General features: G+C 68.2%; 26 protein-coding genes and 1 riboswitch. Of the genes, 14 read left to right on the forward strand and 12 right to left on the reverse strand.

Annotation, left to right across the window (positions count from 1 at the left end):
* Positions 1-138: 138 nt before the first annotated feature.
* On the forward strand, positions 139-276 hold the full coding sequence (locus tag AC07NX_RS13175; protein WP_167337049.1) for a hypothetical protein: 138 nt from the start codon (positions 139-141) through the stop codon (positions 274-276).
* A gap of 79 nt (positions 277-355) precedes the next feature.
* Entirely contained in the window at positions 356-1,324 is a 969-nt protein-coding gene (locus AC07NX_RS13180; RefSeq protein ID WP_494642322.1) for an NAD(P)H-dependent flavin oxidoreductase, read from the forward strand.
* A gap of 60 nt (positions 1,325-1,384) precedes the next feature.
* On the opposite strand, the gene AC07NX_RS13185 is transcribed toward AC07NX_RS13180, so the two are convergent.
* Together AC07NX_RS13185 and AC07NX_RS13190 are read right to left on the reverse strand one after the other, a co-directional pair.
* Positions 1,385-2,137, reverse strand: a complete 753-nt coding sequence (locus tag AC07NX_RS13185) for a Crp/Fnr family transcriptional regulator (protein WP_494642324.1) — start codon at positions 2,135-2,137, stop codon at positions 1,385-1,387.
* Between the two features lie 92 nt (positions 2,138-2,229).
* The gene (locus tag AC07NX_RS13190) at positions 2,230-2,439 is read right to left on the reverse strand and encodes a hypothetical protein (protein ID WP_035076813.1); all 210 of its coding nucleotides are present in this window, start codon (positions 2,437-2,439) and stop codon (positions 2,230-2,232) included.
* A gap of 156 nt (positions 2,440-2,595) precedes the next feature.
* On the opposite strand from AC07NX_RS13190, the gene AC07NX_RS13195 reads away from it, so the two are divergent.
* The 3 genes from AC07NX_RS13195 to AC07NX_RS13205 are packed head-to-tail and all read left to right on the forward strand — an operon-like array spanning position 2,596 to position 4,482.
* On the forward strand, positions 2,596-3,021 hold the full coding sequence (locus AC07NX_RS13195; protein WP_494642326.1) for a TIGR02301 family protein: 426 nt from the start codon (positions 2,596-2,598) through the stop codon (positions 3,019-3,021).
* 47 nt (positions 3,022-3,068) lie between these two features.
* Positions 3,069-4,025 carry an SPFH domain-containing protein gene (locus AC07NX_RS13200; RefSeq protein WP_494642490.1) on the forward strand — a complete coding sequence of 319 codons (957 nt, stop codon included), beginning with the start codon at positions 3,069-3,071 and terminating at the stop codon, positions 4,023-4,025.
* A gap of 4 nt (positions 4,026-4,029) precedes the next feature.
* Entirely contained in the window at positions 4,030-4,482 is a 453-nt protein-coding gene (locus AC07NX_RS13205; RefSeq protein WP_494642328.1) for an NfeD family protein, read from the forward strand.
* A 34-nt stretch (positions 4,483-4,516) separates the two neighbouring features.
* Here the strand turns inward: AC07NX_RS13205 and AC07NX_RS13210 are convergent, their stop codons facing one another.
* From AC07NX_RS13210 to AC07NX_RS13220, 3 genes are all read right to left on the reverse strand, one after another.
* The gene (locus tag AC07NX_RS13210) at positions 4,517-5,278 is read right to left on the reverse strand and encodes an ABC transporter permease (protein WP_494642329.1); all 762 of its coding nucleotides are present in this window, start codon (positions 5,276-5,278) and stop codon (positions 4,517-4,519) included.
* A complete protein-coding gene (locus AC07NX_RS13215) occupies positions 5,275-6,198 on the reverse strand; it encodes an ABC transporter ATP-binding protein (protein ID WP_494642330.1) in 924 nt (307 codons plus the stop codon). Before AC07NX_RS13215 ends, AC07NX_RS13210 begins: the two co-directional genes overlap by 4 nt.
* Positions 6,199-6,374: 176 nt before the next feature.
* Complete coding sequence (locus AC07NX_RS13220) at positions 6,375-7,712, reverse strand: cytochrome P450 (RefSeq protein WP_494642492.1); 1,338 nt, start codon at positions 7,710-7,712, stop codon at positions 6,375-6,377.
* Positions 7,713-7,937: 225 nt separating this feature from the next.
* Between AC07NX_RS13220 and AC07NX_RS13225 the strand changes: the two genes are divergently transcribed.
* Positions 7,938-8,546, forward strand: a complete 609-nt coding sequence (locus tag AC07NX_RS13225; protein ID WP_494642332.1) for a TetR/AcrR family transcriptional regulator — start codon at positions 7,938-7,940, stop codon at positions 8,544-8,546.
* A gap of 156 nt (positions 8,547-8,702) precedes the next feature.
* Here AC07NX_RS13225 and AC07NX_RS13230 read toward each other — a convergent pair whose 3' ends face one another.
* Together AC07NX_RS13230 and AC07NX_RS13235 are read right to left on the reverse strand one after the other, a co-directional pair.
* Positions 8,703-9,881 (reverse strand): Gfo/Idh/MocA family protein, encoded by a 1,179-nt coding sequence (locus tag AC07NX_RS13230; RefSeq protein WP_494642333.1) that lies wholly within the window; start codon positions 9,879-9,881, stop codon positions 8,703-8,705.
* 35 nt (positions 9,882-9,916) lie between these two features.
* A complete protein-coding gene (locus AC07NX_RS13235) occupies positions 9,917-10,852 on the reverse strand; it encodes a VOC family protein (RefSeq protein WP_494642334.1) in 936 nt (311 codons plus the stop codon).
* Positions 10,853-11,275: 423 nt separating this feature from the next.
* Between AC07NX_RS13235 and AC07NX_RS13240 the strand changes: the two genes are divergently transcribed.
* Positions 11,276-11,593 carry a hypothetical protein gene (locus tag AC07NX_RS13240; RefSeq protein ID WP_494642335.1) on the forward strand — a complete coding sequence of 106 codons (318 nt, stop codon included), beginning with the start codon at positions 11,276-11,278 and terminating at the stop codon, positions 11,591-11,593.
* 9 nt (positions 11,594-11,602) lie between these two features.
* On the opposite strand, the gene ftrA is transcribed toward AC07NX_RS13240, so the two are convergent.
* Positions 11,603-12,592 carry a transcriptional regulator FtrA gene (gene ftrA, locus AC07NX_RS13245; RefSeq protein WP_494642337.1) on the reverse strand — a complete coding sequence of 330 codons (990 nt, stop codon included), beginning with the start codon at positions 12,590-12,592 and terminating at the stop codon, positions 11,603-11,605.
* An 84-nt stretch (positions 12,593-12,676) separates the two neighbouring features.
* Between ftrA and AC07NX_RS13250 the strand changes: the two genes are divergently transcribed.
* The 3 genes from AC07NX_RS13250 (at position 12,677) to AC07NX_RS13260 (ending at position 17,099) form a co-directional block, all read left to right on the forward strand.
* The gene (locus AC07NX_RS13250) at positions 12,677-13,096 is read left to right on the forward strand and encodes a rhodanese-like domain-containing protein (protein ID WP_494642338.1); all 420 of its coding nucleotides are present in this window, start codon (positions 12,677-12,679) and stop codon (positions 13,094-13,096) included.
* A gap of 88 nt (positions 13,097-13,184) precedes the next feature.
* Positions 13,185-13,526, forward strand: a complete 342-nt coding sequence (locus AC07NX_RS13255) for an NIPSNAP family protein (protein WP_494642339.1) — start codon at positions 13,185-13,187, stop codon at positions 13,524-13,526.
* Between the two features lie 504 nt (positions 13,527-14,030).
* A complete protein-coding gene (locus AC07NX_RS13260) occupies positions 14,031-17,099 on the forward strand; it encodes a TonB-dependent receptor (protein WP_494642340.1) in 3,069 nt (1,022 codons plus the stop codon).
* An 84-nt stretch (positions 17,100-17,183) separates the two neighbouring features.
* Here AC07NX_RS13260 and rnhA read toward each other — a convergent pair whose 3' ends face one another.
* From rnhA to ispH, 3 genes are all read right to left on the reverse strand, one after another.
* On the reverse strand, positions 17,184-17,633 hold the full coding sequence (rnhA, locus tag AC07NX_RS13265; RefSeq protein WP_494642342.1) for a ribonuclease HI: 450 nt from the start codon (positions 17,631-17,633) through the stop codon (positions 17,184-17,186).
* Positions 17,630-18,592: a homoserine kinase gene (gene thrB / locus AC07NX_RS13270; RefSeq protein ID WP_494642344.1), complete on the reverse strand. Its 963-nt coding sequence runs from the start codon at positions 18,590-18,592 to the stop codon at positions 17,630-17,632. Before thrB ends, rnhA begins: the two co-directional genes overlap by 4 nt.
* A gap of 119 nt (positions 18,593-18,711) precedes the next feature.
* The gene (gene ispH, locus AC07NX_RS13275) at positions 18,712-19,683 is read right to left on the reverse strand and encodes a 4-hydroxy-3-methylbut-2-enyl diphosphate reductase (RefSeq protein WP_494642345.1); all 972 of its coding nucleotides are present in this window, start codon (positions 19,681-19,683) and stop codon (positions 18,712-18,714) included.
* 159 nt (positions 19,684-19,842) lie between these two features.
* On the opposite strand from ispH, the gene AC07NX_RS13280 reads away from it, so the two are divergent.
* Both AC07NX_RS13280 and AC07NX_RS13285 read left to right on the forward strand, forming a co-directional pair.
* On the forward strand, positions 19,843-20,556 hold the full coding sequence (locus AC07NX_RS13280; RefSeq protein ID WP_494642346.1) for a Tat pathway signal sequence domain protein: 714 nt from the start codon (positions 19,843-19,845) through the stop codon (positions 20,554-20,556).
* Positions 20,553-22,394, forward strand: a complete 1,842-nt coding sequence (locus AC07NX_RS13285) for an arginine--tRNA ligase (RefSeq protein WP_494642347.1) — start codon at positions 20,553-20,555, stop codon at positions 22,392-22,394. Before AC07NX_RS13280 ends, AC07NX_RS13285 begins: the two co-directional genes overlap by 4 nt.
* A 4-nt stretch (positions 22,395-22,398) precedes the next feature.
* Here the strand turns inward: AC07NX_RS13285 and AC07NX_RS13290 are convergent, their stop codons facing one another.
* On the reverse strand, positions 22,399-23,217 hold the full coding sequence (locus tag AC07NX_RS13290) for an ORF6N domain-containing protein (protein ID WP_494642349.1): 819 nt from the start codon (positions 23,215-23,217) through the stop codon (positions 22,399-22,401).
* Between the two features lie 136 nt (positions 23,218-23,353).
* Positions 23,354-23,444, forward strand: a riboswitch (glycine riboswitch).
* 151 nt (positions 23,445-23,595) lie between these two features.
* Here AC07NX_RS13290 and gcvT point away from each other — a divergent pair.
* Both gcvT and gcvH read left to right on the forward strand, forming a co-directional pair.
* On the forward strand, positions 23,596-24,723 hold the full coding sequence (gcvT, locus tag AC07NX_RS13295; RefSeq protein ID WP_494642350.1) for a glycine cleavage system aminomethyltransferase GcvT: 1,128 nt from the start codon (positions 23,596-23,598) through the stop codon (positions 24,721-24,723).
* 23 nt (positions 24,724-24,746) lie between these two features.
* Positions 24,747-25,112, forward strand: coding sequence for a glycine cleavage system protein GcvH (gcvH, locus tag AC07NX_RS13300; protein ID WP_494642351.1), 366 nt, complete (start codon positions 24,747-24,749; stop codon positions 25,110-25,112).
* The last annotated feature ends 59 nt before the right edge of the window (positions 25,113-25,171 follow it).

Genomic DNA, 25,171 nt, shown 5'->3' on the forward strand with positions numbered 1-25,171 from the left:
GCCGGCGGGAGGAAAGCTGGACCGTGAAGTCCAGTAAATGTCCTTATAAATTAGAGACTTGTGGAACCGTTCGGTCGATGGGAAGGTTTCCTGGACAGCCTGGGCCTCAGACCCGGGCGTCGTCGGAGGAAACGACGGATGACGCCGCAAGACATCGTGGGCCTGGCCCCGCCCAGAGGCATGCTGGCCCTGATCGCGATGATCCTGACCTCGATGGCGGCCTGTTTCTGGACGTCGGAGGCCGAGGTCCAGCCGGAGTTCGTCTCGCGGGACTGAACAACTAGGCCTGCCCTCGCGGCACGCTTGCCGCCAGGCCTGAAGCGCCCATCCTTCCGGAAACGACGGGAGGATCCCCATGTCCCTGCGCACTCCGCTATGCGACCTGCTCGGCGTCGAGCATCCGATCCTGCTGGCCGGCATGGGCGGGGTGTCCTACGCCCCGCTGGCGGCCGCGGTGTCGAACGCCGGCGGCTACGGCGTGCTGGGCATGGCCGGAACCAGTCCCGACTTCATCCGCCTGCAGATGGCCCAGGTCCGCGACCTGACCGACAGGCCTTTCGGCGTCGACCTGCTGGCCGCCACGCCCGACGCCCTGACGGCCTCGGTCGACGCGATCATCGCCGGCGGGGCCTCGTCGTTCGTCGCCGGCCTGGGCCTGCCCCTGCCGATCATCGAGACGCTGAAGGGGGCGGGACTGAAGGTCATGGTCGTCTGCGGGGCGGTGAAGCACGCGGTCAGGGCGCAGGCGGCCGGCTGCGACGCGGTGATCTGCCAGGGCGGCGAAGGTGGCGGCCATACCGGCCTGGTCGGGACCCTGCCGCTGGTCGCCCAGGCCGTGGACGCGGTCGACATCCCGGTGATCGCCGCCGGCGGCCTGTTCGACGGACGCGGCCTGGCGGCGGCCCTGGCCCTGGGCGCCCAGGGCGTGTGGATGGGCACGCGGTTCATCGCCTCAACCGAGGCCCACGCCGGCGACCTCTATCGCCAGGCGGTGCTGGCGGCGGCCGACGAGGACACCGTCCGCACCCGCGCCTATTCGGGCAAGCCGATGCGGGTGCGCAAGAACGCCTGGGTCGACGACTGGGAGGCTCGCCCGGCCGATATCCAGCCGTTTCCGCAGCAGGCCATCGTCTCGATCCAGGCCGGGGCCATGGGCGGCGTCGGCGGCCAGGTCGAGGGGCTGGACCCCGACCGGTCGTGCTTCGCCATGGGCCAGAGCGCCGGCGGGATCCGCGACGTGCTGCCGGCGGGCGAGATCGTGCGCCGGATCATGGCCGAGGCGGAGGCGGCGATCGGGCGGACGGCGGGGCTGGTGGGCCACTGACTTGCCCCCTGCCTGACCGCGAAGCGACCCACAAGGGGCAGCGCCAGCCGCCGCGGCGCCTCAGGTCTTCACCTCCGGCAGCATGCGCTGGAAGTGCGCCTCGACCTGGGCGTGGCACTCGCAGGCCCGGCGTTCCAGGCGCGGCCGGTCGAGGATCTCGATGCGGCCGCGGCCGGTGCGGATCAGCCCCTCGTCCTGCAGGGCCTTGGCCACGGCGGTGACCGTGGTGCGCTGCACGCCCAGCATGTCGGCCAGGGTCTCCTGGGTCAGGCGGATCGTGGCGTCATTGGCCCGGTCGTGGGTCGACAGCAGCCAGCGGCACATCCGCTGGTCGATGCTGTGCAGGGCGTTGCAGGCCGAGGACTGCATCATCTGGGCTAGCAGCACGTCGGCGTAGCGGGCGAACAGGTCGGCCAGGGCCGGCGAGCGCAGCTTGGCCTCCTCCAGCCGGTTGGTGGGAAGGCTGAGGGCGGCGCCGGGGATGCGGACCACGGCGCGGCCGTAGGCGGGCTTGAAGCCGGCGCTGACGATGCCGCCGATGGCCCCCTCGCGACCGATCGAGGCGACCTCGATCTCGTCGCCGTCGCGCGTCACGACCAGCAGCGAAGCCATGGTCGAATAGCAGGGCAGGACCGTGGTGGCGACGTCCTCGCCGGCCTCGAACAGGGTCTGGCCGGTGCTCAGGGCCAGCGGCGACAGGTGCGGGGCCAGCATCGCCAGGTCTCCGGGACGCAAGGCGGCCAACAGGCGGTTGCCCGCGCAGCCCGGCGGCAGGACTGTACCCACGGGGGCCAATTCAGCGGTATCGGCCACGTTCGCCTCCTGAAAAACAGCCGAGCTTCTTCAGGAGCAAAGCGCGCGACGACGCGATCAGTTTCCTGCCGGCCTGGCGCCGTCGCGGGCCGTCAGCTCAGCAGCGTCGGCTTGTGCAACTGTCCGGTGTCGTCCTGCAGGTGCATGCGGACGGGAAGCCCCACGCCCGTGACCTGTTCGGCCAGGCGCCGGGCGGCGGTCTCGGCCTGCCGGCGCGTGGCGTAGGCGCCAACCCGAAGCTGGTCGCCGATGATGGCCCAGGTCTCTCCAACGCGAACCACCCCGTAATGCACTTCAGCCATGACGACCTCCCTGCGCGTGTTGTTCCCCACGTTATCCACAGGGTCGCTCCGATCCGAGGCCTTCGCAAGGCCTATCGGAGTCTTGGTTCGCCAAGCCGTTCGCCCAAGGCGCGTGGACCGGTGACAGGACAGCCGCCAGCGGAGATAGTGCGGGCCATGAAACGCCTGCCGCTCAACGCCTTGCTCGCCTTGACCGCTCTCGTCGGAACCGGTTCGGCCCTGGCCCAGGACCGAGGCCCGGTGGAGCGCCAGACCCTTCTCGACCTGGCCTTCACCCTGGGTGAAAGCCACGCCCTGCGACAGGTCTGCGAGGGGGCGGGCGACCAGTACTGGCGCTCGCGCATGATGCGGCTGACCGACGTGGAAAAGGCCGACCAGGCCTTCGACGCCCAGCTGCGCGACAGGTTCAACACCGGCTTCGCCGCCGGCCAGGGCGAGTTCACGGAATGCGGCGAGGCCAGCTTGCGGGCCGAGCAGCAGGCGGCCGTCAAGGGGCGGACCCTGGCGGCCAGGCTGGCCCGTTCGATGCGGGTTCGCCCGCCTTCCGACCAAGCGGCGCCGGAATCCGTGGCGGACCACTGACCCACGCGCTAGGGTCGCTTCCATCGGTTGTGGGAGGCTCTCCAGTGCTGTCTTACCTTGTTCCGCTGGTGCTCGTGGCGCTGGCGATCTTCCTGGTCGTCAACGTTATCAAGATCGTACCCCAGGGGCGCGAGTTCACCGTCGAGCGGTTCGGCCGCTACACCCGCACGCTGAAGCCCGGCATCAGCATCCTGACCCCGTTCGTCGAGAGCATCGGCCGGCGGGTGAACATGATGGAGCAGGTGCTGGACGTCCCCCAGCAGGAGGTCATCACCAAGGACAACGTCTCGGTGAAGGTCGACGCCATCGTCTTCATTCAGGTGATGGAGGCCTCGCAGGCCGCCTACCGGGTCGACAACCTGATGTACGCCATCACCCAGCTGACCCAGACCAACCTGCGCACCGTGGTCGGCTCGATGGAGCTGGACGAGGTGCTCAGCCAGCGCGACCTGATCAACACCCGGCTGCTGGCCACCATCGACCACGCCACCAACCCCTGGGGGGTCAAGGTGGCGCGCATCGAGATCAAGGACCTGACGCCGCCGGCCGACATCACCAACGCCATGGCCCGGCAGATGAAGGCCGAACGTGAGCGCCGCGCGGTGATCACCGAGGCCGAGGGCGAGAAGCAGGCCCAGATCGCCCGCGCCGAAGGCCAGAAGCAGTCGGCCATCCTGCAGGCCGAGGGGCGCCGCGAAGCCGCCTTCCGCGACGCCGAGGCCCGCGAACGGGAGGCCGAGGCCGAGGCCAAGGCGACGGCCTTCGTGTCGGAGGCCATCTCCAAGGGCGACGTCAACGCCATCAACTATTTCATCGCCCAGAAGTACGTCGAAGCCTTCGGCGACCTGGCCCGCTCGCCCAACGCCAAGACGGTGATCGTGCCGGCCGACTTCGCCGGCCTGACCGGCACGGTGGCCGGCGTCGCCGAGTTGGTGAAGACCCTGGGCGGCGCCGAGGGCGGGGCGCGTCCGGCTGTCCCGCCGACGCCCAAGCGCGGAGCCTAGCGCCATGCACGGCCTGATGGCGTTCTACGCGACCCATCCGTTCTGGGTCTGGCTGGCGGTGGCGGCGATCTTCCTGGCGGTCGAGGTGGCCACCGGCACGGGCTGGCTGCTGTGGCCGGCCGCCAGCGCCTTCCTGGTGGGGCTGCTCTCCCTGGCCGCGCCCCTGGGGCTGCCGGTCGAGCTGGCCCTGTTCGCGGTGCTGACCATCGCGACGACCTATCTGGCCCGGCGATTCCTCAGGCCGGTGCTGGACGCCAAGAACCCCGACCTCAACGACCCGTCGCTGCGCCTGGTCGGCCGCGATGGCGAGGTGCTGGACGCCTTCGTCAACGGCAAGGGCCGGGTGTTCGTCGACGGCAAGGACTGGGCCGCGGTCGCGACCGACGGCGCGGCCCCGGCGGCGGGCCAGCGGGTGCTGGTGGTGGCCGTCGATGGCGCGGTGCTGACGGTGAAGTGACGGGAACCTGCCACGTGCATGCCCCCGGCCACGTCTAGACCTTCAGCCGATACCCGGTCTTGAACACCCACCACACCGCCGTCAGGCAGGCGGCCAGGAAGCAGAGCGTCGCCCCGAAGCTGACGATCGGGTTGAGGTCCGACACGCCGTAGAAGCTCCAGCGGAAGCCGCTGACCAGATAGACCACCGGGTTGAACAGGGTGATCTTCTGCCAGATCGGCGGCAGCATGCTGATCGAATAGAAGCTGCCGCCCAGGAAGGTCAGGGGCGTGACCACCAGCATCGGCACGATCTGCAGCTTCTGGAAGTCGGTGGCCCAGACCCCGATCACGAAGCCGAACAGGCTGAAGGTGATCGCCGTCAGCACCAGGAAGCCCAGCATCCAGAACGGGTGGGCGATCTCGTAGGGCACGAAGATCCGGGCCGTGGCCAGGATCAGCAGGCCCAGGCACACCGACTTGGTCGCCGCCGCCCCGACATAGCCGATCACCGTCTCGATCCACGACACGGGCGCCGACAGAAGCTCGTAGATCGTGCCGGCCCACTTGGGCATGTAGATGCCGAACGAGGCGTTGGAGATGCTCTCGCCCAGCAGCGACAGCATGATCAGGCCCGGGATGATGAAGGCCGCGTAGCTGACCCCGTCGATGGCCTGCATGCGCGAGCCGATCGCCGAGCCGAACACCACGAAATACAGGCTGGTCGACAGCACCGGCGAGATCACGCTCTGGGCCAGGGTGCGGAACCAGCGCGCCATCTCGAAGCGGTAGATGGACTTGATGGCGTGGATGTTCATTGCGGCGCCCTCACCAGGCTGACGAAGATGTCTTCCAGCGAGCTCTGGCTGGTGTGCAGGTCCTTGAAGTCGACGCCCTCCTCGGAGAGGCGGCGCAGCAGGCCGGCGATGCCGGTCTCCTCGGCCTGGGCGTCGAAGGTGTAGACCAGCTCGTGGCCGTCGGCCGCCAGCTCCAGCGGATAGTCGGACAGACGGGCGGGGATGGCCTCCAGCGGGCTCTGCAGCTGCAGGGTCAGCTGCTTCTTGCCCAGCTTGCGCATGAGCACGTCCTTGTCTTCGACCAGGATGATCTCGCCCTTGCTGATCACCCCGATCCGGTCGGCCATCTCCTCGGCCTCTTCGATATAGTGGGTGGTCAGGATGATGGTGACGCCGCTTTCGCGCAGCTTGCGGACCATCTCCCACATGTCGCGGCGCAGCTCGACGTCGACGCCGGCGGTGGGCTCGTCCAGGAACAGGATGGTGGGCTCGTGGCTCAGGGCCTTGGCGATCATCACCCGTCGCTTCATGCCGCCCGACAGGGTCATGATCTTGGCGTCCTTCTTGTCCCACAGGGACAGGTCGCGGAGGATCTTCTCGATATAGGCGGGGTTCGGGGCCTTGCCGAACAGGCCGCGGCTGAAATTGGTGGTGGCCCAGACGGTCTCGAAGGCGTCGGTGTGCAGCTCCTGCGGCACCAGCCCGATCTTGGTGCGGGCGGCGCGGTAGTCCTTGACCACGTCGTGGCCGTCGGCCGTCACCGTCCCGGTGCTGGGATTGACGATGCCGCAGATGATGCTGATCAGCGTGGTCTTGCCGGCCCCGTTGGGGCCGAGCAGGGCGAAGATCTCGCCCTTGCGTATGTCGAGGTCGACGGTCTTCAGGGCCTGGTGGCCTGAAGCATAGGTCTTGGTCAGACCGGAAACGGAAATGATCGCCATGGGGCCCCTGGTGAGCGGCCGTCCCGCCCTGGAACCGGGCCGCCTGAGCCAGATGGGGCCAGGGCGGCGACTTGGCTAGGGCTGATAGGGCTTATGAGCGGAAGTTTGTGAGTTCGCTTCCGCGTTCCCACCCCGCCGTCATCCCTGGACCTGTTCCGGCGGCCTCGCGTTCCGTCTCAGGCCGTCCCGCCCGGAGTGAATTCGACGTCCAGCCTACTGATGGCGTGGACGAAGTTGTTGGGGGCGATGTCGATCCCGCCGGTCCAGCGGATATCGGGGAAGCGGCCCAGGATCTGGCGGTAGGCCTCTTCCAGCTGGATCTGCGCCACCCGCTTGCCGATGCAGACGTGCGGGCCGTAGCCGAAGGCGATGTGCTTGTCGGCGTTGGTCCGGGTGATGTCCAGCCGGTCGGGGTAGGCGAACACCGCCTCGTCGCGGTTGGCCGCGCCGTAGTACATCACCACCTTCTCGCCCTCGCGAATGGCCTGGCCGGCGATCCGCGCGTCGCGGGTCGCGGTGCGGCGCATGTAGATCACCGGGCTGACCATGCGGATGAACTCGTTGACCGCCCCGCCGATCAGCGACGGATCGGCGATCAGCCGCGCCTTCTGGTCGGGGAATTCGGTCAAGAGCTTCATCGTGCCCGACAGGGTGTTGCGCGTCGTGTCGTTGCCGGCGAAGACGATCAGCAGCCACGAGCCGTCCAGGTACTCGTCGCTGAGCAGGGTCCCGTCGACCTGGGCGCGGGCGATGGCGCTCATCAGGTCGCCCCTGGGCTCCAGCCGACGCTTGTGCAGCATGGTCCGGCCGTACTCGAACATCGCCTCGACCTGGGTGTTGAAGTCCTGGACGAACTGCATCAGCTCCAGGGTCGGCTCGATCGGGGCCAGGTGCTGCTTCAGCGCCAGGTCCTGGGCCATCTCCAGGTAGTGCATCCAGGTCAGGAACTTGCCGCGGTCCTCGGCCGGCACGCCCAGGATCTCGCACAGGGTGAACAGCGGCAGCCTGGACGAGAACGCCTCGACCAGGTCGCAGCGGCCCAGCGGCGCCATCTCGTCCAGCAGCCGGCCGACCTCGGCCCGCACCGCCTCGGCGACCCCGCGCAGATAGGCCGGCGTGAAATAGGCCATGTGCTCGCGGCGCAGCTGCAGGTGCTCGGCGCCGTCGAGATTGATCATGGCGTCCATCGAGGCGCGATAGAGCAGGGCGTGGCGCTTCTGCGGGTCGCCATGCGCCATCAGTATGCCGCCCTTGCGCGACGAGAAGGTCTGGGGATCGGCCTCGACGGCCATGATGTCGGCGTGGCGGGTGACCGCCCAGAAGCCCGGCCCGCCGTAGGGCTCGGGGTGCCACATGACCGGGGCCTGGGCGCGCAGCCGGGCGAAGTCGCCATAGGGCTGGCCGCGGGTGAACTGCTCGATGTTGGAGAGGTCGATCCCGTCCAGCGTCGGAAACAGTGTCGGGGCGCCGGGGCCCGGGATTCCGTCGGACGCGGTTTCGCTGACAAGCTGCATGGCCATGGGCGTCCTCCCTGTGAGCCCGCGCGCTCCGTCGCGTGGCGTCGGCGAGTAGTTCAGACGACACATGTCGAGTCAATCGACTAGCGTCGAATCTGGGGACGTGGCAGAACCTTCGTGGATCGGACGGGACGGACGCTCGTCTCCGAGCGCTCCGCGTCTTGGGCGAACGCCGGAGAACAACTGTCTGTCCGCGACGCACGCAATGGCGGAGAACGAACCTTGGCGAGATCGGCGGAGCGAACGGGCGGCCTGCGCGAAGCCCAGCGCCGGCTGACCCGCGAGCGGCTGGTCGACGCCGCCGTGGCCCTGTTCGGCCGGCGCGGCTTCAGGGCGGTGACCATCGAGCAGATCGCCGCCGAGGCCGGCGCCAACCGCGCCACCTTCTACCTGCACTTCCGCAACAAGGAGGACGTGGCCAACGCCATCGGCGACCGGCTGGTCCCCAACATCCAGGCCACCTTCGCCGCGCTCGACGCGATCCCGGATCCGAGCCTGGCGGACGTCCGCGCCTGGCTGGCCCAGGGCATGGCCGAGCAGACCGAGGAGCGCCGCAACCTGCTGGCCGTGGCCACCGAGGCCAATGTCGCCGATCCCGGCCTCGCCGACGACTACCTGCGCTTCATCAACCTGTTCATCGACGCCATGCCCAACTACCTGGCGCGGTTCTCCGACGCCGAGCGGCCGGCGGCGCGCACGCGGATGCTGATGCAGCTCGTGCAGTTCGAGCGCCTGTCCTACGTGATGCTCGTGCAGCGCGCCTCGGCCCCGCTGGAACCGCTGCTGGACGCGCTGGCGGAGAGCTGGTGGCGGTTGCTGCGGGGGAGGTGACTTTCCCCTTCATCCGCTCATCCCGGCGAATGCCGGGACCCAGATCCCTTGGCGGAGCGCATGACTGGAAGGGCTCAGCGCACCTGGCGTCAGCCACGCCGCCCTTCCATCTGGGTCCCGGCATTCGCCGGGATGAGCGGAGTTTTTAGGGGTAAGTCAGATGGTCTTGGGCGCATCCACCGCGACCGCCGGATCGACCGCTCGCCTGTACCCCCAGTCCGTCCGCACGGTCGCCCCGTCCTTGGCCGCGGACTCCAGGATCGCCTGCATCAGGCGCATGTCCTGCAGTCCCTCCTCGCCGGGAGAGACCATCGGCGCCCTGCCGCGCACCACGTCGGCCATCCAGTCCATCTCACGGGCGAACTGGTCGCCGGGCGGGGCGGGGACCGGCGGCTGGGCCTGGCCGCCCTTGACCACGGTCAGGCGGTTGCCGCCGTAGAAGGCCGCCGGATCGGCGATCAGCCGGCCCCGCTCGCAGATCGCCTCGAAGGCCATGGTCGGGGCGTAGGCGAACGAGGTGGAGCCGTTGGCGATCACGCCCGAGGGAAAGCGGAACTGCCAGTTGATCAGGTCCTGCGTCTCCTTGAACCGGGGATCGGACCGGTCGGTCTGGGCCCAGGCCTGGACGGCGATCGGCTCCTCGTTCAGCAGGTAGCGGGCGGCGTTGATCCCGTAGACGCCCATGTCGCCCAGGGCCCCGCCGCCGGACATCTCGCCGTCCAGCCGCCAGGCGTCGGAGGGATCGGAAGGGTCGGCCTGCCGTCCCATGGTGGTGTTGATCTGCCGGACCCGCCCCAGCGACCGGGCGCGCAGGCGGCGCATGACGTCCAGGTTCATCGGTTCGTAGTGGCAGCGATAGGCGATCATCAGGTGGCGCTGGGCGGCCTTGGCGGCGGCGATCATCGCCTCGGCGTCCTCGATCCTGGTGGCCATCGGCTTCTCGCACAGCACGTGCTTGCCCGCCTTTAGCGCCCGGATCGTGTGGTCGGCGTGCATCGCGTTGGGCAGCACCACATAGACGACCTGGATGCGCGGATCCTTGGCGATGCGGTCGTAGTCGTCGTAGCCGTAGACCGCGTCGGCCGGCAGGCCGTTTTCGGCGGCGACCCGGCGGGCCTTGTCGGGATGGCCGCTGACCACGGCCGCCAGCCGGGCCCCCTTGGCGACCTTCAGGCCGGGGATCAGCTGGCCCAGGCTCAGCTTGCCAAGGCCGACGATGGCGAAGCCGACCTTGTCGGACGGGGCGGCCTGCGCCGCCCTGGCCTTGGCGACGGCGGGGGCCAGGGCCGCCGAGGCGCCGGCCGCGCCCAGGAGGCTGCGTCTGGAAATGGGCATCGGTCTCTCCTTCGGCTTCAAGCGGATTGTCGTGGCTAGGGTCTGGGATCGTCGGCGGTGAAGGGCGAGCAGCACGGCTTGCCGACGGCGTGGAACTCCATGATCTCGGCGCGCGTGCCGTCGGGGTCGAACAGGTTGAGCTGCCACTTGGCGTCGCGGCCGATCTTCGGCGTCTCCTTCTGGCCCTCGAGGCGTCCGCCGTTCCACAGAAGGGTGTAGGCCAGGCGGGTGTCGGGCACGCCCAGCGAGAAATGGTCGAGCACGCCGGCCGTGGCCTGGCTCATGCCGGGCGGCGGCCCGCGGCCGTCGGGCGGGGCGACGATCATGTATTCCAGCCAGTCGGACCCGTCGGGAACCTGCAGCGAGACCCAGGACGGCGCCTCGTCCGTCATTCCGCCGAACCAGTAGGGCCTGAAACCCAGGATCCCGCGATAGAAGGCGTCCTGCCGCGCCCGGTCGTGGACGATGAAGCCGACATGGATGATGCGGCTGGACAGCGGATTGACGGCGATGGCGGGTGGGGTCGCCGGCGGCTGGACGAACTGGATCCGCACGCCCTCGGGATCGGCAACGTCGAACCAGCGGCCGCCGTCCGCGCCCGTCTCGACCCGGCCCGGAACGGTCACGCCCTTGGAGGCCAGGTAGGCGCGCAGAGCCTCGGCGTCAGTGGTGTTGAAGGCGGCGTGGTCCAGCCGGTCGATGGACGGCGGGCCGGGCGGCGGGGGCAGGACCTCGACGAACTGGGTGGGGCTGAAGTAGTAGCGCGCGCCCTTGGGGTTTTCGGGGTCGGGCCCTTTCACCGCGCCCAGGTCATGGAGGTAGAAGGCCTCGCTCCTGGCCGGGTCGGCCGCGTGAACCGCCAGGTGCGACACCGAGACGATCGGCGGCCTCGCCGGTGGACGGGGCGGCGTGGCGGCCCGGGCGGCGCCGCACGCGACCAGGATCGTCAAGGCGTAGGCCCATGCCCGCATGACCGCTTCGCTCCCGTGATCCTTCGGTCTCGACGGACGGAAGGTTTCGGGCCGCAGGATAGCGCGGAATGTTAGCGTTACCAGAACAATGTTCGATTGAGCGGCCGCCAAGGCCCGAAACGCAAACAGCGCCCGTGCCGAGGGGGAGGGCACGGACGCTGCGCTTCTAGGGACGCTGGGGCCGGCCGGGGGGGAGAAGCCGGGTTGTCCGCGTCGAGTAAGAGATTGGGATCCGAACGGGGCTTCGCAACGGCGCGACCAAGGTCATTTCGCGGCGAGTTCGTTACGGTAGTGCGACCTTGTGTCGAGCGACACCTTCCGCGCGAGCAGGGCTTTTGCTCCGGCTCCAGCGATGCTGGGTCGACGGTCAAGCTTGGTGGGGACGCGATGACGCCGCTGGGGCGGGACGGGCGGGAGATCCCGATGCCGCCGGACATGATCAGATCCTGGCGGGAACGGTTGCGAGGCTATGCCGGCCTTTCGCTGGCCCTGGCCGCTGCGGCCTGCGCCGGTGACTTGCTTCGAAACGGCGGCGGCTACCTGGCCGCCCTTGAGGTCGGCTGGGCGGTGGCGCGTGACCGCGCCGAACTCCGCGCGGGCGTTGTCCACGACGGTGCGGCGGCGCCAGGCTATGGGGCTTTCGACACGCAGACGGGAAAGCAGGTCGGGCGGCTTGCCTCAACCCTGTTCCGCGCGGCCTATCTCCAGAAGTTGGCGGCCTTGTTCCCGCCGTCTCGCTAATCCCACTGTTTAGCCCCCGAACCGCGCCCGATAGGCCTGGGGCGTGGTGGCCAGCGATTTCCTGAAGTGGTGGCGCAGGGCCGCGGCGCCGAAGCCGACGGCGTGGGCGATCTGCTCGACGCCGGCCGGGGTGGTCTCCAGCAGTTCTCGGGCCTGGGCCAGGCGCTCGGCCAGCAGCCAGCGGGCCGGGGTCGTGCCGGTGGCGGCCTCGAACCGCCGCAGGAACGTGCGCGGGCTCATGCCGGCCGCGTCGGCCAGGGCCTTGATCGTGTGCTCGCGCGAGAGGTCGGCGCGCATGCGGTCCAGGATCGGCGACAGGCGCGAGGCCTCGTGCGCGGTCGGAACCGGCCGCTGGATGAACTGGGCCTGGCCGCCGTCGCGGTGCGACGGGATCACCAGCCGCCGGGCCACGATATTGGCCGCCTCCGGGCCGAAGTCGCGGCGGATCAGATGCAGGCCGAGGTCCAGGCCCGCGGCGCTGCCGGCCGAGGTCAGGACTTGGCCCTCGTCGACATAGAGCACGTCGGGCTGCACATCGATGTCGGGATAGCGGGCGCGCAGCTTGTCGACGTCATGCCAGTGGGTGGTGGCCCGCCGCCCCGCCAGCAGGCCGGCCGCCGCCAGCACGAAGACGCCCGAGCAGACCGACAACACCCGCGCGCCGTTGGCGTGGGCCTTCCGCAGCGCCTCGATCAGCGATGCGGGCACGGGCGTGTCGGCGCCGCGCCAGCCCGCGACGATGATCGTGCCGGCCCGTTCGGCCAGCTCGAGTCCCCCGTCGGCGACGACCTGGACGCCGCCCAGGCCGCGCAGGGGGCCCGGCTCGATCGCCGCCGTGGCGAACTCATACCAGACGGGACCCATTTCCGGCCGGGGCAGGGCGAACAGCTCGACCATCGACCCGAACTCGAAGGTGCGCAGGCCGTCATAGGCCAGGGCGACGACCTTCAGGTTCTTCGGCCGGTTGGCGGGACCGGAAACGCGCGATGGGTTTGGCATGATCTTTACGGTCTATGGCGATCGTGCCTGCTAACCCCGGACGGCCGTCTGGGGCAAGTCTCCCCGTCAGCAGAGGAGGCCATCTTGAGCTTTGTTTCCGCCATTCCCGCCGCGCCGTCGCCGGAAGCCGCCGCCCATTTCGCCCGTCGGCTCAGCCTCGAGACGGACTGCGCCGACGTGGCGGCGGCGATCCGGGCCGGCGAGGTCGATTTCGTGCTGCTGCACGTGGTGGGCACGCCCCAGGCCTACGCCCGCCGGCACCTGCCCGGCGCCCTGCACCTGCCCCACGCCGAGATCACGGCCGAACGCATGGCGGCGTGGCCGGCCGAAACCTTGTTCGTGGTCTACTGCGCAGGCCCGCACTGCAACGGCGCCGACCGCGCTGCGCTGAAGCTGGCGATGCTGGGCCGTCCCGTGAAGCTGATGATTGGCGGCGTCACCGGCTGGCACGACGAAGGCTTGCAGTTCGCCACGGGCCCGAAGCCGGGAGCGATGACGGCGTAACCCGGAGCCGTCGCTTCTGGGCCTCTCTTCCAGGAGCGACGGCCGCCTTGCGCCCCATCCAGGTTAGGTCGCGGAACGGAGACCCCGCATGATCACCTGCTACCTGCGCTACGTCATCGACCCCTACAAGCTGGCCGAGTTCGAGGCCTATGCGAAACTGTGGATCCCGCTGGTCAACCGGATGGGCGGGATCCATCACGGCTACTTCCTGCCCGGCGAAGGCCCCAACAACATCGCCGTGGCGCTGTTCAGCTTTCCCAGCCTGGCCGCCTACGAGGCCTATCGCGCGAGGATCCCGGGGGATCCCGGATGCCGGGAGGCCCTGGCGTTGGCCGACCGGACACGCTGCATCGTCAGCTACCAGCGCAGCTTCATGCGCCCTGTCCTGGACGCGGGCTGCGGGCGGCCCGACTCTCGGAAGCCGTTCTAGGCCTGGGGTTCACCGGCGGTCGTTCGCGGCGATGCATCGCCTCCGTCTCTGGACCAGACCTTCCTGGACCGCGAGGCGGCCGGCGTCGTGGCCCGGCTCCCCGTCCCCACTCCGTCCGTCGTTTCGCGGCTTTCAGCGGCTCAGCCGTCGTCATCGCGGACCGGCCGCGGATCACGAGCCGCGATTTCCGGGAAGTCGGGCGCGCGCCTTTCCGTCTCCGTCGCCGGACCGTGGCGACGGTCGGCTTTTGGCCTGACCAATTCCACTATTTGAAATACTTGTTCCAACATGTGTGCAGGTAAGAATTCTCCGCCCCGCCAGGACGAAGGAATATTGCTAATAAAATCAATATTTTAATGAAAATCTCCGCCTGCGACAAAAGCTTTTCATTCACAAAATAATATTTATATGAGAAATTGCCTGTGGCTGGCCGGGTGGGAAACATGAAGAGGTCAGGCCAATAAGGGCCGCGCCAAGGCGGCTCGGTACGCAAGGAGGGATGACTTGAGCTTGAGAACCGGATCCGCGCGCGCCCTGAAGGTCGCGCTCCTGTCGGCCACCTTCATCGGCGGAGCGCCCGCGCTCGCCGCGGCCCAAGAGGCGGCCGCGCCGCAGGCCGCGTCCCAGGGCGATACGCTCGACGCGGTCGTCGTGACGGGCTTCAAGCAGAGCTACGCCAACGCCGTACGGGCCAAGAAGAACGCCGTCGAGATCACCGACGGCATCTCTTCGGACGGCCTGGGCCGTTTTCCGGACCTGAACGTCGGCGAAGCCCTCCAGCGCATCCCGGGCGTCCAGATCAACCGCGAGGCCGAGGGCCGCGACGCCACCATCAACCTGCGCGGCATGCCGGGCGAATACGCCCGCAACACCCTGAACGGCCAGTCGTTCGCCGGACCCGCCCTGCTGCGCGACAACCAGGGCTCGCCGCTGGGCGCGTTCAACTCCGACATCTTCTCGGCGTTCGTGATCCAGAAGTCGCCGATGGCCAACACCGTGTCCGGCGGCCTTTCCGGCAATGTCGACATGCAGATCGCCCCGGCCCTGTCGCGCAAGGACGGCGGCTCGGTGAAGCTGTCCTACGAGCACAACACCCTGGGCGACCTCAACGCCCCGGCCGCCACGATCGGCTACAACAAGCACCTGACGGACGATTTCGCCGTCTTCGGAACGATCGCCTACAAGAAGGAGAACTTCCGCCGCGATACGATCCGGCTGAACAACTACGACTATCTGACCTCGGCGATGACGGGCCTGACGCCGACCCAGTTCAACGCCGCCTACGGCCAGTACTTCTCCCCGACCGCCTGCGCCAGCAACACGACCTCGTACTGTCGTTCGCTGGGCCAGGCCCTGGGCCTGTCGCAGGCGAACGCGACGCCCTATGTCACCAGCAACACCGGCTCCAAGAGCACCAACGGCCTCTGGGCCAACAGCGCCATTCGTCAGTATACCCGCATGAATGTGGGCAAGGTCTGGTCGGGCGCGGCCGGCGTCGAGTGGAAGCCGAACGACAACACCAAGGTCGGCCTGATCGGCTTCTCGACCGATCGCAACCTGCCCGACACCGTCCAGTACTTCTTGATCAACTACGTCGCGCCGTCCTCGACCCCGGGCGCGGGTACGGTGATCACGCCGACCGGAACGCCGATCCAGACCAATGACGGCCGTTACCTGTACGAAAGCTACGACTTCACCAACATGAACGGGCTGTCGTCGACGCGTCTGTACTCGCAGCACCAGAAGTCGAACGGTGTCATCGGCAACATCGACTGGAGCAACGACAAGTGGCGCCTGGCCGCCGCCCTGAGCCTGTCGTCGGGTTCCAACGCCTCGGTCGAGACCTCGGTCGACGTGGTCAACCCCACCCGCGCGGGCGGCAACGGCATCAACGGTTCCATCTCCACCGGCCTGGACGATATCGGCGGCTTCTCCTACGTCACCCAGCTAAGCCCGCAGAATTCGCTGGGCCCGGCGGGCGCCGTCTGGACCTGGGGTGGCGTCAACGACCCGGTCTCGTATTACAACAACGGCACATCGGCCAACAGCTCGGCCCGTCTGGGCATGGAGGGCTCGCAAAGCTACGCCAAGAACGACCTGAACAGCCTAAGCCTGGACGGCGAGCGCTTCGTCGAATGGGGTCCGATCAAGAGCATCCAGGCTGGCGCCCGCTTCGAGCGCGAGAAGTTCGTGTCGACCGGCTATCGCGTGTTCGGTTACGGCATTCAGCTGTCGAAGATCACGCCTGGCATGCTGAGCACCGCCCCGTTCGTCGAAGACTTCATGGGCGGCGCCGCCGGTAACTACACCAAGAACTGGCAGACCCTGGACATCCGCGGCTTCCTGAACGCGGTCACCCCCGTCGCGGTCTATCCGGGCGGCAGCCTGTCGCCCACGGGCCTGAACATCCAATACTCGGACGGCGCCTACTACGACAAGAACTTCACCAACGAGAACGATATCAATCAGTTCTATATCCAGGCCAAGTACGACACCGAGATCTTCGGCCACGGCGTGCGCGGCAACTTCGGCGGCCGCTACGAAGACACCAAGAACACCATCACGACTCTGGACCGGACGAAGCCGCCGGTCGACTCGATCGGTTCGCCGAACGATTTCAAGACCGACCAATACGTCAACAAGTACGACTACTTCCTGCCGTCGGCGATCTTCGTGGCCGACGTCACCGACGACCTGATCCTGCGTGGCGCCTACTACAAGACCTATGTGCGCCCGCACCCGCGTCAATACTCGCCGTCGACCAAGGTCAATCCCGGCCAGATCCTGAACACCGGCCTCAGCTCAGGCTCGGTCAGCGTCTACGACGTCTCGGTGGCGATCGGCAACAACAAGCTGCGGCCCTATCTGGCGGAGTCCTTCGACCTGTCGCTGGAGTGGTACAATCGCCCCAACGGCCTGATCTCGCTGGCCTATTTCCGCAAGAACATCACTGGCCGCATCGCCTCGACCTCGGATCCGGCCCTGCTGTGCCCGGCCGACGGCTCGACCTGGGGCTTCGGCGCCCTGTCTTGGGATGGGACCTACTGCAACGCTACCAGCCTCTCCAGCGCCACCAAGCAGGTCCACGTCAACGCCAGCGGCGCCTACAACCTCGACAAGAAGACCACGGTCGAGGGCGTCGAGTTCAACATCCAGCAGAACCTCGACTTCCTGCCGGGCTTCTGGGCGAACTTCGGCGGCAGCTTCAACTATGCCTACACGACGTCGAAGAGTCCGGCGATCGCGCCGTTCCCGGGCATCTCCAAGCACAACGTCAACCTGATCGGCTACTACGAGACGCCGAAGTACGGCGTGCGCGCGGTCTACAACTATCGCTCGGACTACCCGCTGAACGCCAACGGCACCTATACCGGCGGCGCCCGTTCGGTGAAGGCGCGCGGCCAGCTGGACCTGTCGGCTTCCTACAACGTGACCGACACCTTCACCCTGTCGCTGGACGCCTACAACCTGACCAACGCCAAGCGGTTCGAATACGAGAACGACCATCGGGTCTCGCGCTGGGTCGACTATGACGGCCGCACCTACACCCTGACGGCGCGCGCCACCTTCTGATCTTCACTCTCCTCGTGAAGCCCCTGAGGGCCGGTCCATTCGTGGGCCGGCCCCTTTTTCTTCCGACCGACGTTCGACGGTTCCCTAAGCGCGCTCGCCCAGGGCCTTCAGCATGCCCAGCCGCGCCAGCTCGTCCGCGCGCTCGTTATGCACGTGTCCGGCGTGGCCCTTGACCCAGCGCCAGTCGACCTCGTGGCGGGCCCGGGCGGCGTCGAGGCGCTGCCACAGGTCGACGTTCTTGACGGGGCTCTTGTCGGCGGTCTTCCAGCCCTTGGCCTTCCAGCCATGGATCCACTGGGTGACGCCTTTCATCACGTACTGGCTGTCGGTGTGCAGCTCGGCCTTGGTCGGCTTGTTCAGGGCCTCCAGGGCCTGGATCGCCGCCATTAGCTCCATGCGGTTGTTGGTGGTCGCCAGCTCGCCGCCGCAGATTTCCTTCTTCTTGTCGCCGTACATCAGCAGGGCGCCCCAGCCGCCGGGGCCGGGATTCCCGCGGCAGGCGCCGTCGGTATAGATCACCAGCCTGGGGGTCACGCGCCGGCCCCGAACAGGCTGAGGCCCTCGCGGTGCACGGCCAGCTTGCGTTCGTACTCCAGCGGGTCCTTCGGCTTGACCAGGGCTCCGGCCGGGGTCGCGCCCCAGTCGGCCAGGCGGGTCAGGAAGAAGCGCATCGCCGCGCCGCGCGCCAGGATCGGAATGGCGTCGCGCTCGGCGGGGCTGAGCGGGCGGCGGCGCTCGTAGCCGGCGACCAGCGCCCGGGCGGCGGTGATGTTGAAGCTGCCGTCGGCCTCGAAGCACCAGGCGTTCAGGGTCACGGCGATGTCGTAGGCGTAGGCGTCGTCGCAGGCGAAGTAGAAGTCGATGGCCGCGGCGAACTTGCCGTCCGGCCGGAAGAACACGTTGTCGGGAAAGTAGTCGGCATGGATCACGCCCGACGGCAGGCCGCGCGGCCACGCCAGGGCCAGCTCGGCCAGGTCCCTGTCTATGGTGGCCGACAGGCCGGGTTTGAGGGCCTCGGCCGCCGTGCGGTGCTTGGCGAACAGCGGCGCCCAGTGCGGCTGGCCCAGGTCGTTGGCGCGGCGGGCCGGATAGCCCTCGCCGACCAGGTGCAGCCAGGCCAGGCCCTCGCCGGCCTCGCGGCAGTGGGCCACGGTCGGGCGACGGGCCGACAGGCCGGGCAGGAACTCGACCAGGGCGGCGGGCTTGCCGCGGATGGTCTTCAGGGTGGCCCCCGCGCGGTCGGCGATCGGCTTGGCGCTGGGATAGCCGCGATCGGCCAGCCAGGTCAGCAGGTCGAGGAAATAGGGCAGGTCCTCGGGCTTGGCGCGTCGCTCGTAGACGGTGAGGATGAAGCGACCGCTTTCGGTCTCCAGCAGGAAGTTGGAGTTCTCCACCCCCTCGGCGATGCCCTTGAACGCCAGGGCCCGGCCCAGGTCATAGTCGCCCAGGAAGGCTGAGAGTTCGTCGTCGGTGATGTCGGTATAGACGGCCATGGGGCGGGGATGCGGGACGAGGCGCTGGCGGTCAAGAGCGAGCGTCCGCGCTTTTTCGTCGTTCGCGCCCGAGAAAACCTGAAGTTCGCCTTCCCGGTCGTTTCCCGCAAGTGATCGCCTCAGGCCGTCAGCAGCCGCGGCAGCTTGAAGGTCACCGTCTCGCGAGCCTCGACCAGTTCGTCGACCGTGACGTCGTAGCGCGTGGCGATGGCGTCGATCACGCCCTGGACTAGGTCCTCCGGCGCGGAGGCTCCCGCCGTGATGCCGACCGTCGTCACGCCCTCGAACCACGACCAGTCGATGCCCCGCGCGTCGTCGATCAGCCGGGCGTCCCTGGCGCCGGCCCGCTTGCCGACCTCCATCAGCCGCACCGAGTTGGAGGAATTCCTCGAGCCGACCACCAGGATCAGATCCGACACGCCGGCCAGCATCTTCACCGCCTCCTGGCGGTTGGTGGTGGCGTAGCAGATGTCTTCCTTGTGCGGGGCGGCGATGCCGGGGAAGCGCTGCTTGAGCAGCTCGACCATCTCGGCGGTGTCGTCGACCGACAGGGTGGTCTGGGTCAGGAAGGCGACGTTGGCCGGGTTCCTGGGGACCCAGGCGCGGGCGTCGTCGATGTCCTCGATCAGGGTGACCGTGCCCTCGGGCAGCTGGCCCATGGTGCCGACCACCTCGGGGTGGCCGGCATGGCCGATCAGCACGATCTCGCGGCCGGCGTCATAGTGCTTCTGGGCCTCGACATGGACCTTGGAGACCAGCGGGCAGGTGGCGTCCAGATAGACCATTTCGCGCGACCTGGCCTCGGCCGGCACCGACTTGGGCACGCCATGGGCCGAGAACACCACGGGACGGTCGGCCGGGGCCTCGTCCAGCTCCTCGATGAACACCGCGCCCAGGGCCTTCAGCCGGTCGACGACGTGGCGGTTGTGGACGATCTCGTGGCGCACATAGACCGGCGCGCCGAACTTCTCGATCGTGCGCTCGACGATCTGGATCGCCCGGTCGACGCCTGCGCAGAAGCCGCGCGGGCTGGCCAGGACCACGCGGAGTTCGCGCCGGCTGGGGCTGGAGATGGGCGAATGGGCGTTCATGGGGCCGAACCTAAGGGTTCCCGGCCGTCCGCGCCAGCATCCGACGGAAACTCCGTGAAATCTGCTGCGCATTGCGACGTCACGCATATGCCTTTATCAGGCTCCATGACGCTGGTGGGAATTCCCGCTCAAGCTTTCCAATTTCGAACCGGACGTTTCATGCGCCGTAACCTTTCCGTCGCCCTCAGCGCCCTGATGGCCCTTTCGATCGCCGCCACGGCGGCGACCGCCCACGCCCAGATGGGCGGCCGGGGCGGCCAGGACCAAGGCGGCGGCGATGACGACCAGGCCGCCAAGAGGAAGAAGCGCGACGACGAGTGGAACCAGCCCAAGGCTCCGCTGGCCCAGCTGCGCAACGCCGGCCCGTGCCCCTATGTGAAGGTGCTGTACGACGCCAGCCGCTATGTCGAATTCAAGGACGGCAAGGAGTCCGCCGCCCAGACCGCCTATACCGGCGAGATCCAGGGCCTGAGCTCGGGCTGCGCGTACAAGAGCAACGACCCGATCAAGATGCAGGTCCAGATCCTGTTCGAACTGGGCCGCGGCCCGCAGGCGACGGGCGGCCAGAAGGCCTATCGCTATTGGGTCGCGGTGACCGAGCGCAACAAGGACGTCCTGGCCAAGGAGTATTTCGACCTGCCAGTGACCTTCCGCGAGGGCCAGGATCGCGTCTACGCCACCGAGACCCTGAAGACCATCACCATCCCGCGGGCCGACGAGAAGGTCAGCGGCAGCAATTTCGAGGTCCTGATCGGCTTCGACGTGACCCCGGAAATGGCCGCCTTCAACCGCGACGGCAAGCGCTTCCGCGTCAACGCCGGCCAGACGCAGCAGGCCCAGACGGCCCAACCCGGAAACACGCCCAAGCCATGAGTGATTTGAAGCGGTCCCTGAGCGAGGCGGCCGCGGCCGCCTTCCAGGCCGCCGGACTGTCCCCCGACTTCGGTCGCGTCACCGCGTCCGACCGGCCCGACCTGGCCGACTTCCAATGCAACGGGGCCCTGGCGGCCGCCAAGAGCGCCAAGCGCAATCCGCGCGAGATCGCCGTGCAGGTCGTCGACATCCTGAAGGCCGATCCGCGCCTGGCCTCCGTCGAGATCGCCGGCGCCGGCTTCATCAACATGCGCGTCTCCGGCGAGGCCTTGTCGGTCCGCGCCAACGAGATCGCCGCCGACCCCCGCGCCGGGGCCGAGCCGCTGGCCAATCCGCGCCGGGTGCTGGTCGACTATGCCGGGCCGAACGTCGCCAAGCCGATGCATGTGGGCCACCTGCGCGCCTCGATCATCGGCGAGTCGGTCAAGCGCCTGTACCGCTTCCGCGGCGACGAGGTGGTGGGCGACGCCCATTTCGGCGACTGGGGCTTCCAGATGGGGCTGCTGATCAGCGCCATCATGGAGGAGGACGCCGCGATCCGCGCCGTGCTCGAGCGCCTGGTCGAGGCCCCGAACGGCTTTTCCCAAGCCGACGAGGACCAGGTGATGGCCGAGTTCGCCTCGCGCGTCAGCCTCGAGGACCTGGACCGCCTCTACCCGGCCGCCTCGGCGCGCCAGAAGGAGGATCCCGAGTTCAAGGAGCGGGCCCGCAAGGCCACCGCCGAGCTGCAGAACGGTCGCTTCGGCTACCGCCTGCTGTGGCGTCACTTCGTCAACATCAGCCGCGTGGCCCTGGAGCGCGAGTTCCACGCCCTGGGCGTCGATTTCGACCTCTGGAAGGGCGAGAGCGACGTGCAGGACCTGATCGCCCCGATGGTCCGCGAGCTGGAGGACAAGGGCCTGCTGGTCGACGACCAGGGCGCCCGGATCGTTCGTGTCGCGCGTCCCGGCGAGACCAAGAAGAAGAAGCTGCCCGACGGTTCGGTGGTCGAGGTCGAGAGCCCCGACCCGCTGCTGGTCGTGTCGTCGGAAGGCTCGGCCATGTACGGCACGACCGACCTAGCCACGGTCCTGGACCGCCGCCGGTCGTTCGACCCGCACCTGGTCCTCTACGCCGTCGATCAGCGCCAGGCCGATCACTTCGAGCAGGTGTTCCGCGCCTCGTACCTGGCCGGCTACGCTGAACCGGGCGGGCTGGAGCATATCGGCTTCGGCACCATGAACGGCGCCGACGGCAAGCCGTTCAAGACCCGCGCCGGCGGCGTGCTGAAGCTGCACGACCTGATCGAAATGGCCCGTGAAAAGGCCCGCGAGCGCCTGCGCGAAGCCGGCCTCGGCGCCGAGCTCTCCGACGAGGCCTTCGAGGACATCGCCCACAAGGTCGGCGTCGCGGCCCTGAAGTTCGCCGACCTGCAGAACTTCCGCGGCACGTCCTACGTCTTCGATCTCGACCGCTTCACCAGCTTCGAGGGCAAGACCGGACCGTACCTTCTGTACCAGTCGGTGCGCATCAAGAGCATCCTGCGCAAGGCGGCCGAGCAGAAGGTCGCCTCGGGCCCGATCGTCGTCGGCGAGCCGGCCGAGCGCGACCTGACCCTGCTGCTGGACGCGTTCGAGGGCGCCCTGTCGGAGGCCTACGACAAGAAGGCCCCCAACTTCGTCGCCGAGCACGCCTACAAGCTGGCCCAGACCTTCTCGAGGTTCTATGCCGCCTGTCCGATCCTGACCGCCGACGAGCCAGCGGTCCGGGCCTCGCGCCTCGCCCTGGCCGAGACGACGCTGAAGCAGCTGGAACTGGCGCTGAACCTGCTGGGCATTGAAGCGCCGGAACGGATGTAGGCCGCTAGGGGCGCTCAAGGTCCTTGAGCGTCGCCAGCAGGCCCTCGACCCCACCGGTTTCCAGATACTGTTGGGCCACCAGCACCAGGCGCAGCTGCTTGGCCAGCAGGGCCAGCTGGCGGTGCTGGTTCTCGGTGCGCTTCTGGGCGGTCTCGGCCTCCAGGGCGTCGGCTTCGGCCAGCAGCTTTCGGACCTCGGCCAGGGTTTTCTCGTTCTGGACGCCGGCCCGCTTCAGATAGTCCTTGATGCTGCGCAGGCCCTCGGCGGCGATGGCGTGAGCCTCGTCGCGGACGGTGGTCTGGGTCTCCGGATCGGCGATGGCGTCGAGCACCCGGCCCAGGGCGTCGTTGAGCTTGCTCATCAGGCCGGTGCGGGCTTCGCGCTCCAGCGGCAGCAGCCCGCGCGCGTCGATCAGCGACGGCAGGTTGGCGCCGTCGGAGACCAGCGATTTGCGGCGAGCCTCGACGAATACCTTGATGATGAAACGCGAGGCGGCGATGGCCTGCTCGGACTGTAAAACCGTCGCAGCCATAACGACACCGTGCTCGGTGAAGACGTAGGGGCGATGACGAGAGCCGCCGTGCGGCGAACTTGACATCACAATCTGTGATCTCAAGTTGGCGACTTCGGCCGATGTCGGCTGGAAGGCGAAGCCGTCGAACTTGGTTGTGTTGCGACGGACCTGTTGGTTTAGGCGTCTCGTTTCGACGTTGAAAAGTCTAGCAAGATCAGCGTCCAAGATGACCGAAAGCCCACGGACCTCCAAGACCGGAGGCGCCTGATCGACTTCAAAGCTGGTGGTTGGCGCGCGTTCGCTGGTCATGCCCGATTTTTGAGGTTGCAAATTGTGACCTCAAGTTTGGCGACGCGCGTGGTGGATTGCAATTTGTAAGTGTATCCATCGCAAAGCCCTTCCGCCTCCCCAGTTGACTCCCGTCGCCCCGTCGCCCAAACACGCCACGACCCTCGCGGGAGACGTCGGGATTCTGTCCCGAGGCCGAAGGCGCAACCGCCCCGGAAACGCTCAGGCAAAAGGACCGCGCGGGTTTAGGAACGCTGGAAAGAGGCAGTGTGAAAGCACTGCCCGCCGAAGGAGCAAGGCCTCTTCACAAGGCCGGAATCTCTCAGGTCAAAGGGACAGCGGGGGCGAGACCACCTGGCGAAAGCCGGGCGGCGTCGCCGACCCCGATTGGAGCCCCCATTGTCCAGCCAAAGCGTGTCCGAGCAAGACCTCAAGAAGACCCCGCTGTACGACGCGCACGTCGCGGCCGGCGCGCGGATGGTCCCGTTCGCGGGCTATTCCATGCCGGTGCAGTACAAGGACGGGGTGCTGAAGGAGCACCTGTGGACCCGCGAGCACGCGGGCCTGTTCGACGTCTCGCACATGGGCCAGGCCCGGCTGCGCGGTGAGAACCCCGCCAAGAGCTTCGAGAAGCTGGTCTCGGCCGATTACCAGGGCCTCAAGCCCGGCAAGCAGCGCTACGCGGTGCTGCTGAACGACCAGGGCGGGGTGATCGACGACCTGATGACCGCCCGTCCCGACGATGACGGCCTGTTCATCGTCGTCAACGGGGCCTGCAAGGACAACGACTACAGGATCATCGCCGAGGCCCTGGAGGGCGAGGCGACCGTCGAGCGCCTGGAAGACCGCGCCCTGCTGGCCCTGCAAGGCCCCGAGGCCGCCGCCGTCATGGCCGCCCACGTCCCGCAAGCGGCGACCATGGTGTTCATGGACACCGCCGCCGTGACCGCCTTCGGGACCGACGCCATCATTTCCCGCTCGGGCTATACCGGCGAGGACGGCTACGAGATTTCCGTGCCGGCCGCCGAAGCCGCCCGCATCTGGAACACCCTGCTGGAAGACGAGCGCGTGAAGGCCATCGGCCTGGGCGCCCGCGACAGCCTGCGGCTGGAGGCCGGCCTGCCGCTGTACGGCCATGACATGGACGAGACCGTCTCGCCGATCGAGGCCGGCATGCCGTTCGCCGTCGGCAAGAGCCGCCGCGAGGCCGGCGACTTCCCAGGCGCCGAACGGATCCTCAAGGAACTGGCCGGCGACCTCGCGCGCGTGCGCGTCAATCTGAAGGTGCTGGAAGGCGCGCCGGCCCGCGAAGGCGCGGAGATCGCCGACGCGGCTGGAAACGTCGTCGGCAGGGTCACCAGCGGCGGCTTTGGTCCCAGTTTCGGCGGCGCCATCGCCATCGGCTTCGTTCCGCCCGCCCTGGCGGTGGTCGGTTCGACCCTGAACGTCATCGTCCGCGGCAAGCCGCAGAGGGCCGAGGTCGTGACCTCGCCGTTCGTTCCCACCCGCTACGTGCGCAAGATCTAGCACTCAGACCAAAGGGCCAGACCATGAAGTTCACCAAGGACCACGAGTGGGTCGAAGTCGCCGGCGACATCGCCACGGTCGGCATCACCGCCTACGCCGCCGAGCAGCTGGGCGACGTGGTGTTCGTCGAGACGCCTGACGTCGGCAAGACCGTCAAGCAGGGCGAGGCCCTGGCCGTGGTCGAGAGCGTCAAGGCCGCGTCGGACGTCTACGCCCCGGTGTCGGGCGAGGTGGTCGAGGCCAATGGCGAGCTTTCCGACAGCCCCGAGACCGTCAACGCCCTGCCGGAAACCGGCGGCTGGTTCGCCAGGATCAAGCTGAGCAATCCGGCCGAGCTCGACGTCCTGATGGATCGCGACGCGTACGAAGCGTTCCTCTCGACCCTCTAATTTCCTTGTCATCCCGGACAAGCGCGCAGCGCGCCGATCCGGGACCGACCCAGAGCGCA

The sequence above is a fragment of the Caulobacter sp. GW821-FHT09A05 genome, from assembly GCF_059418465.1.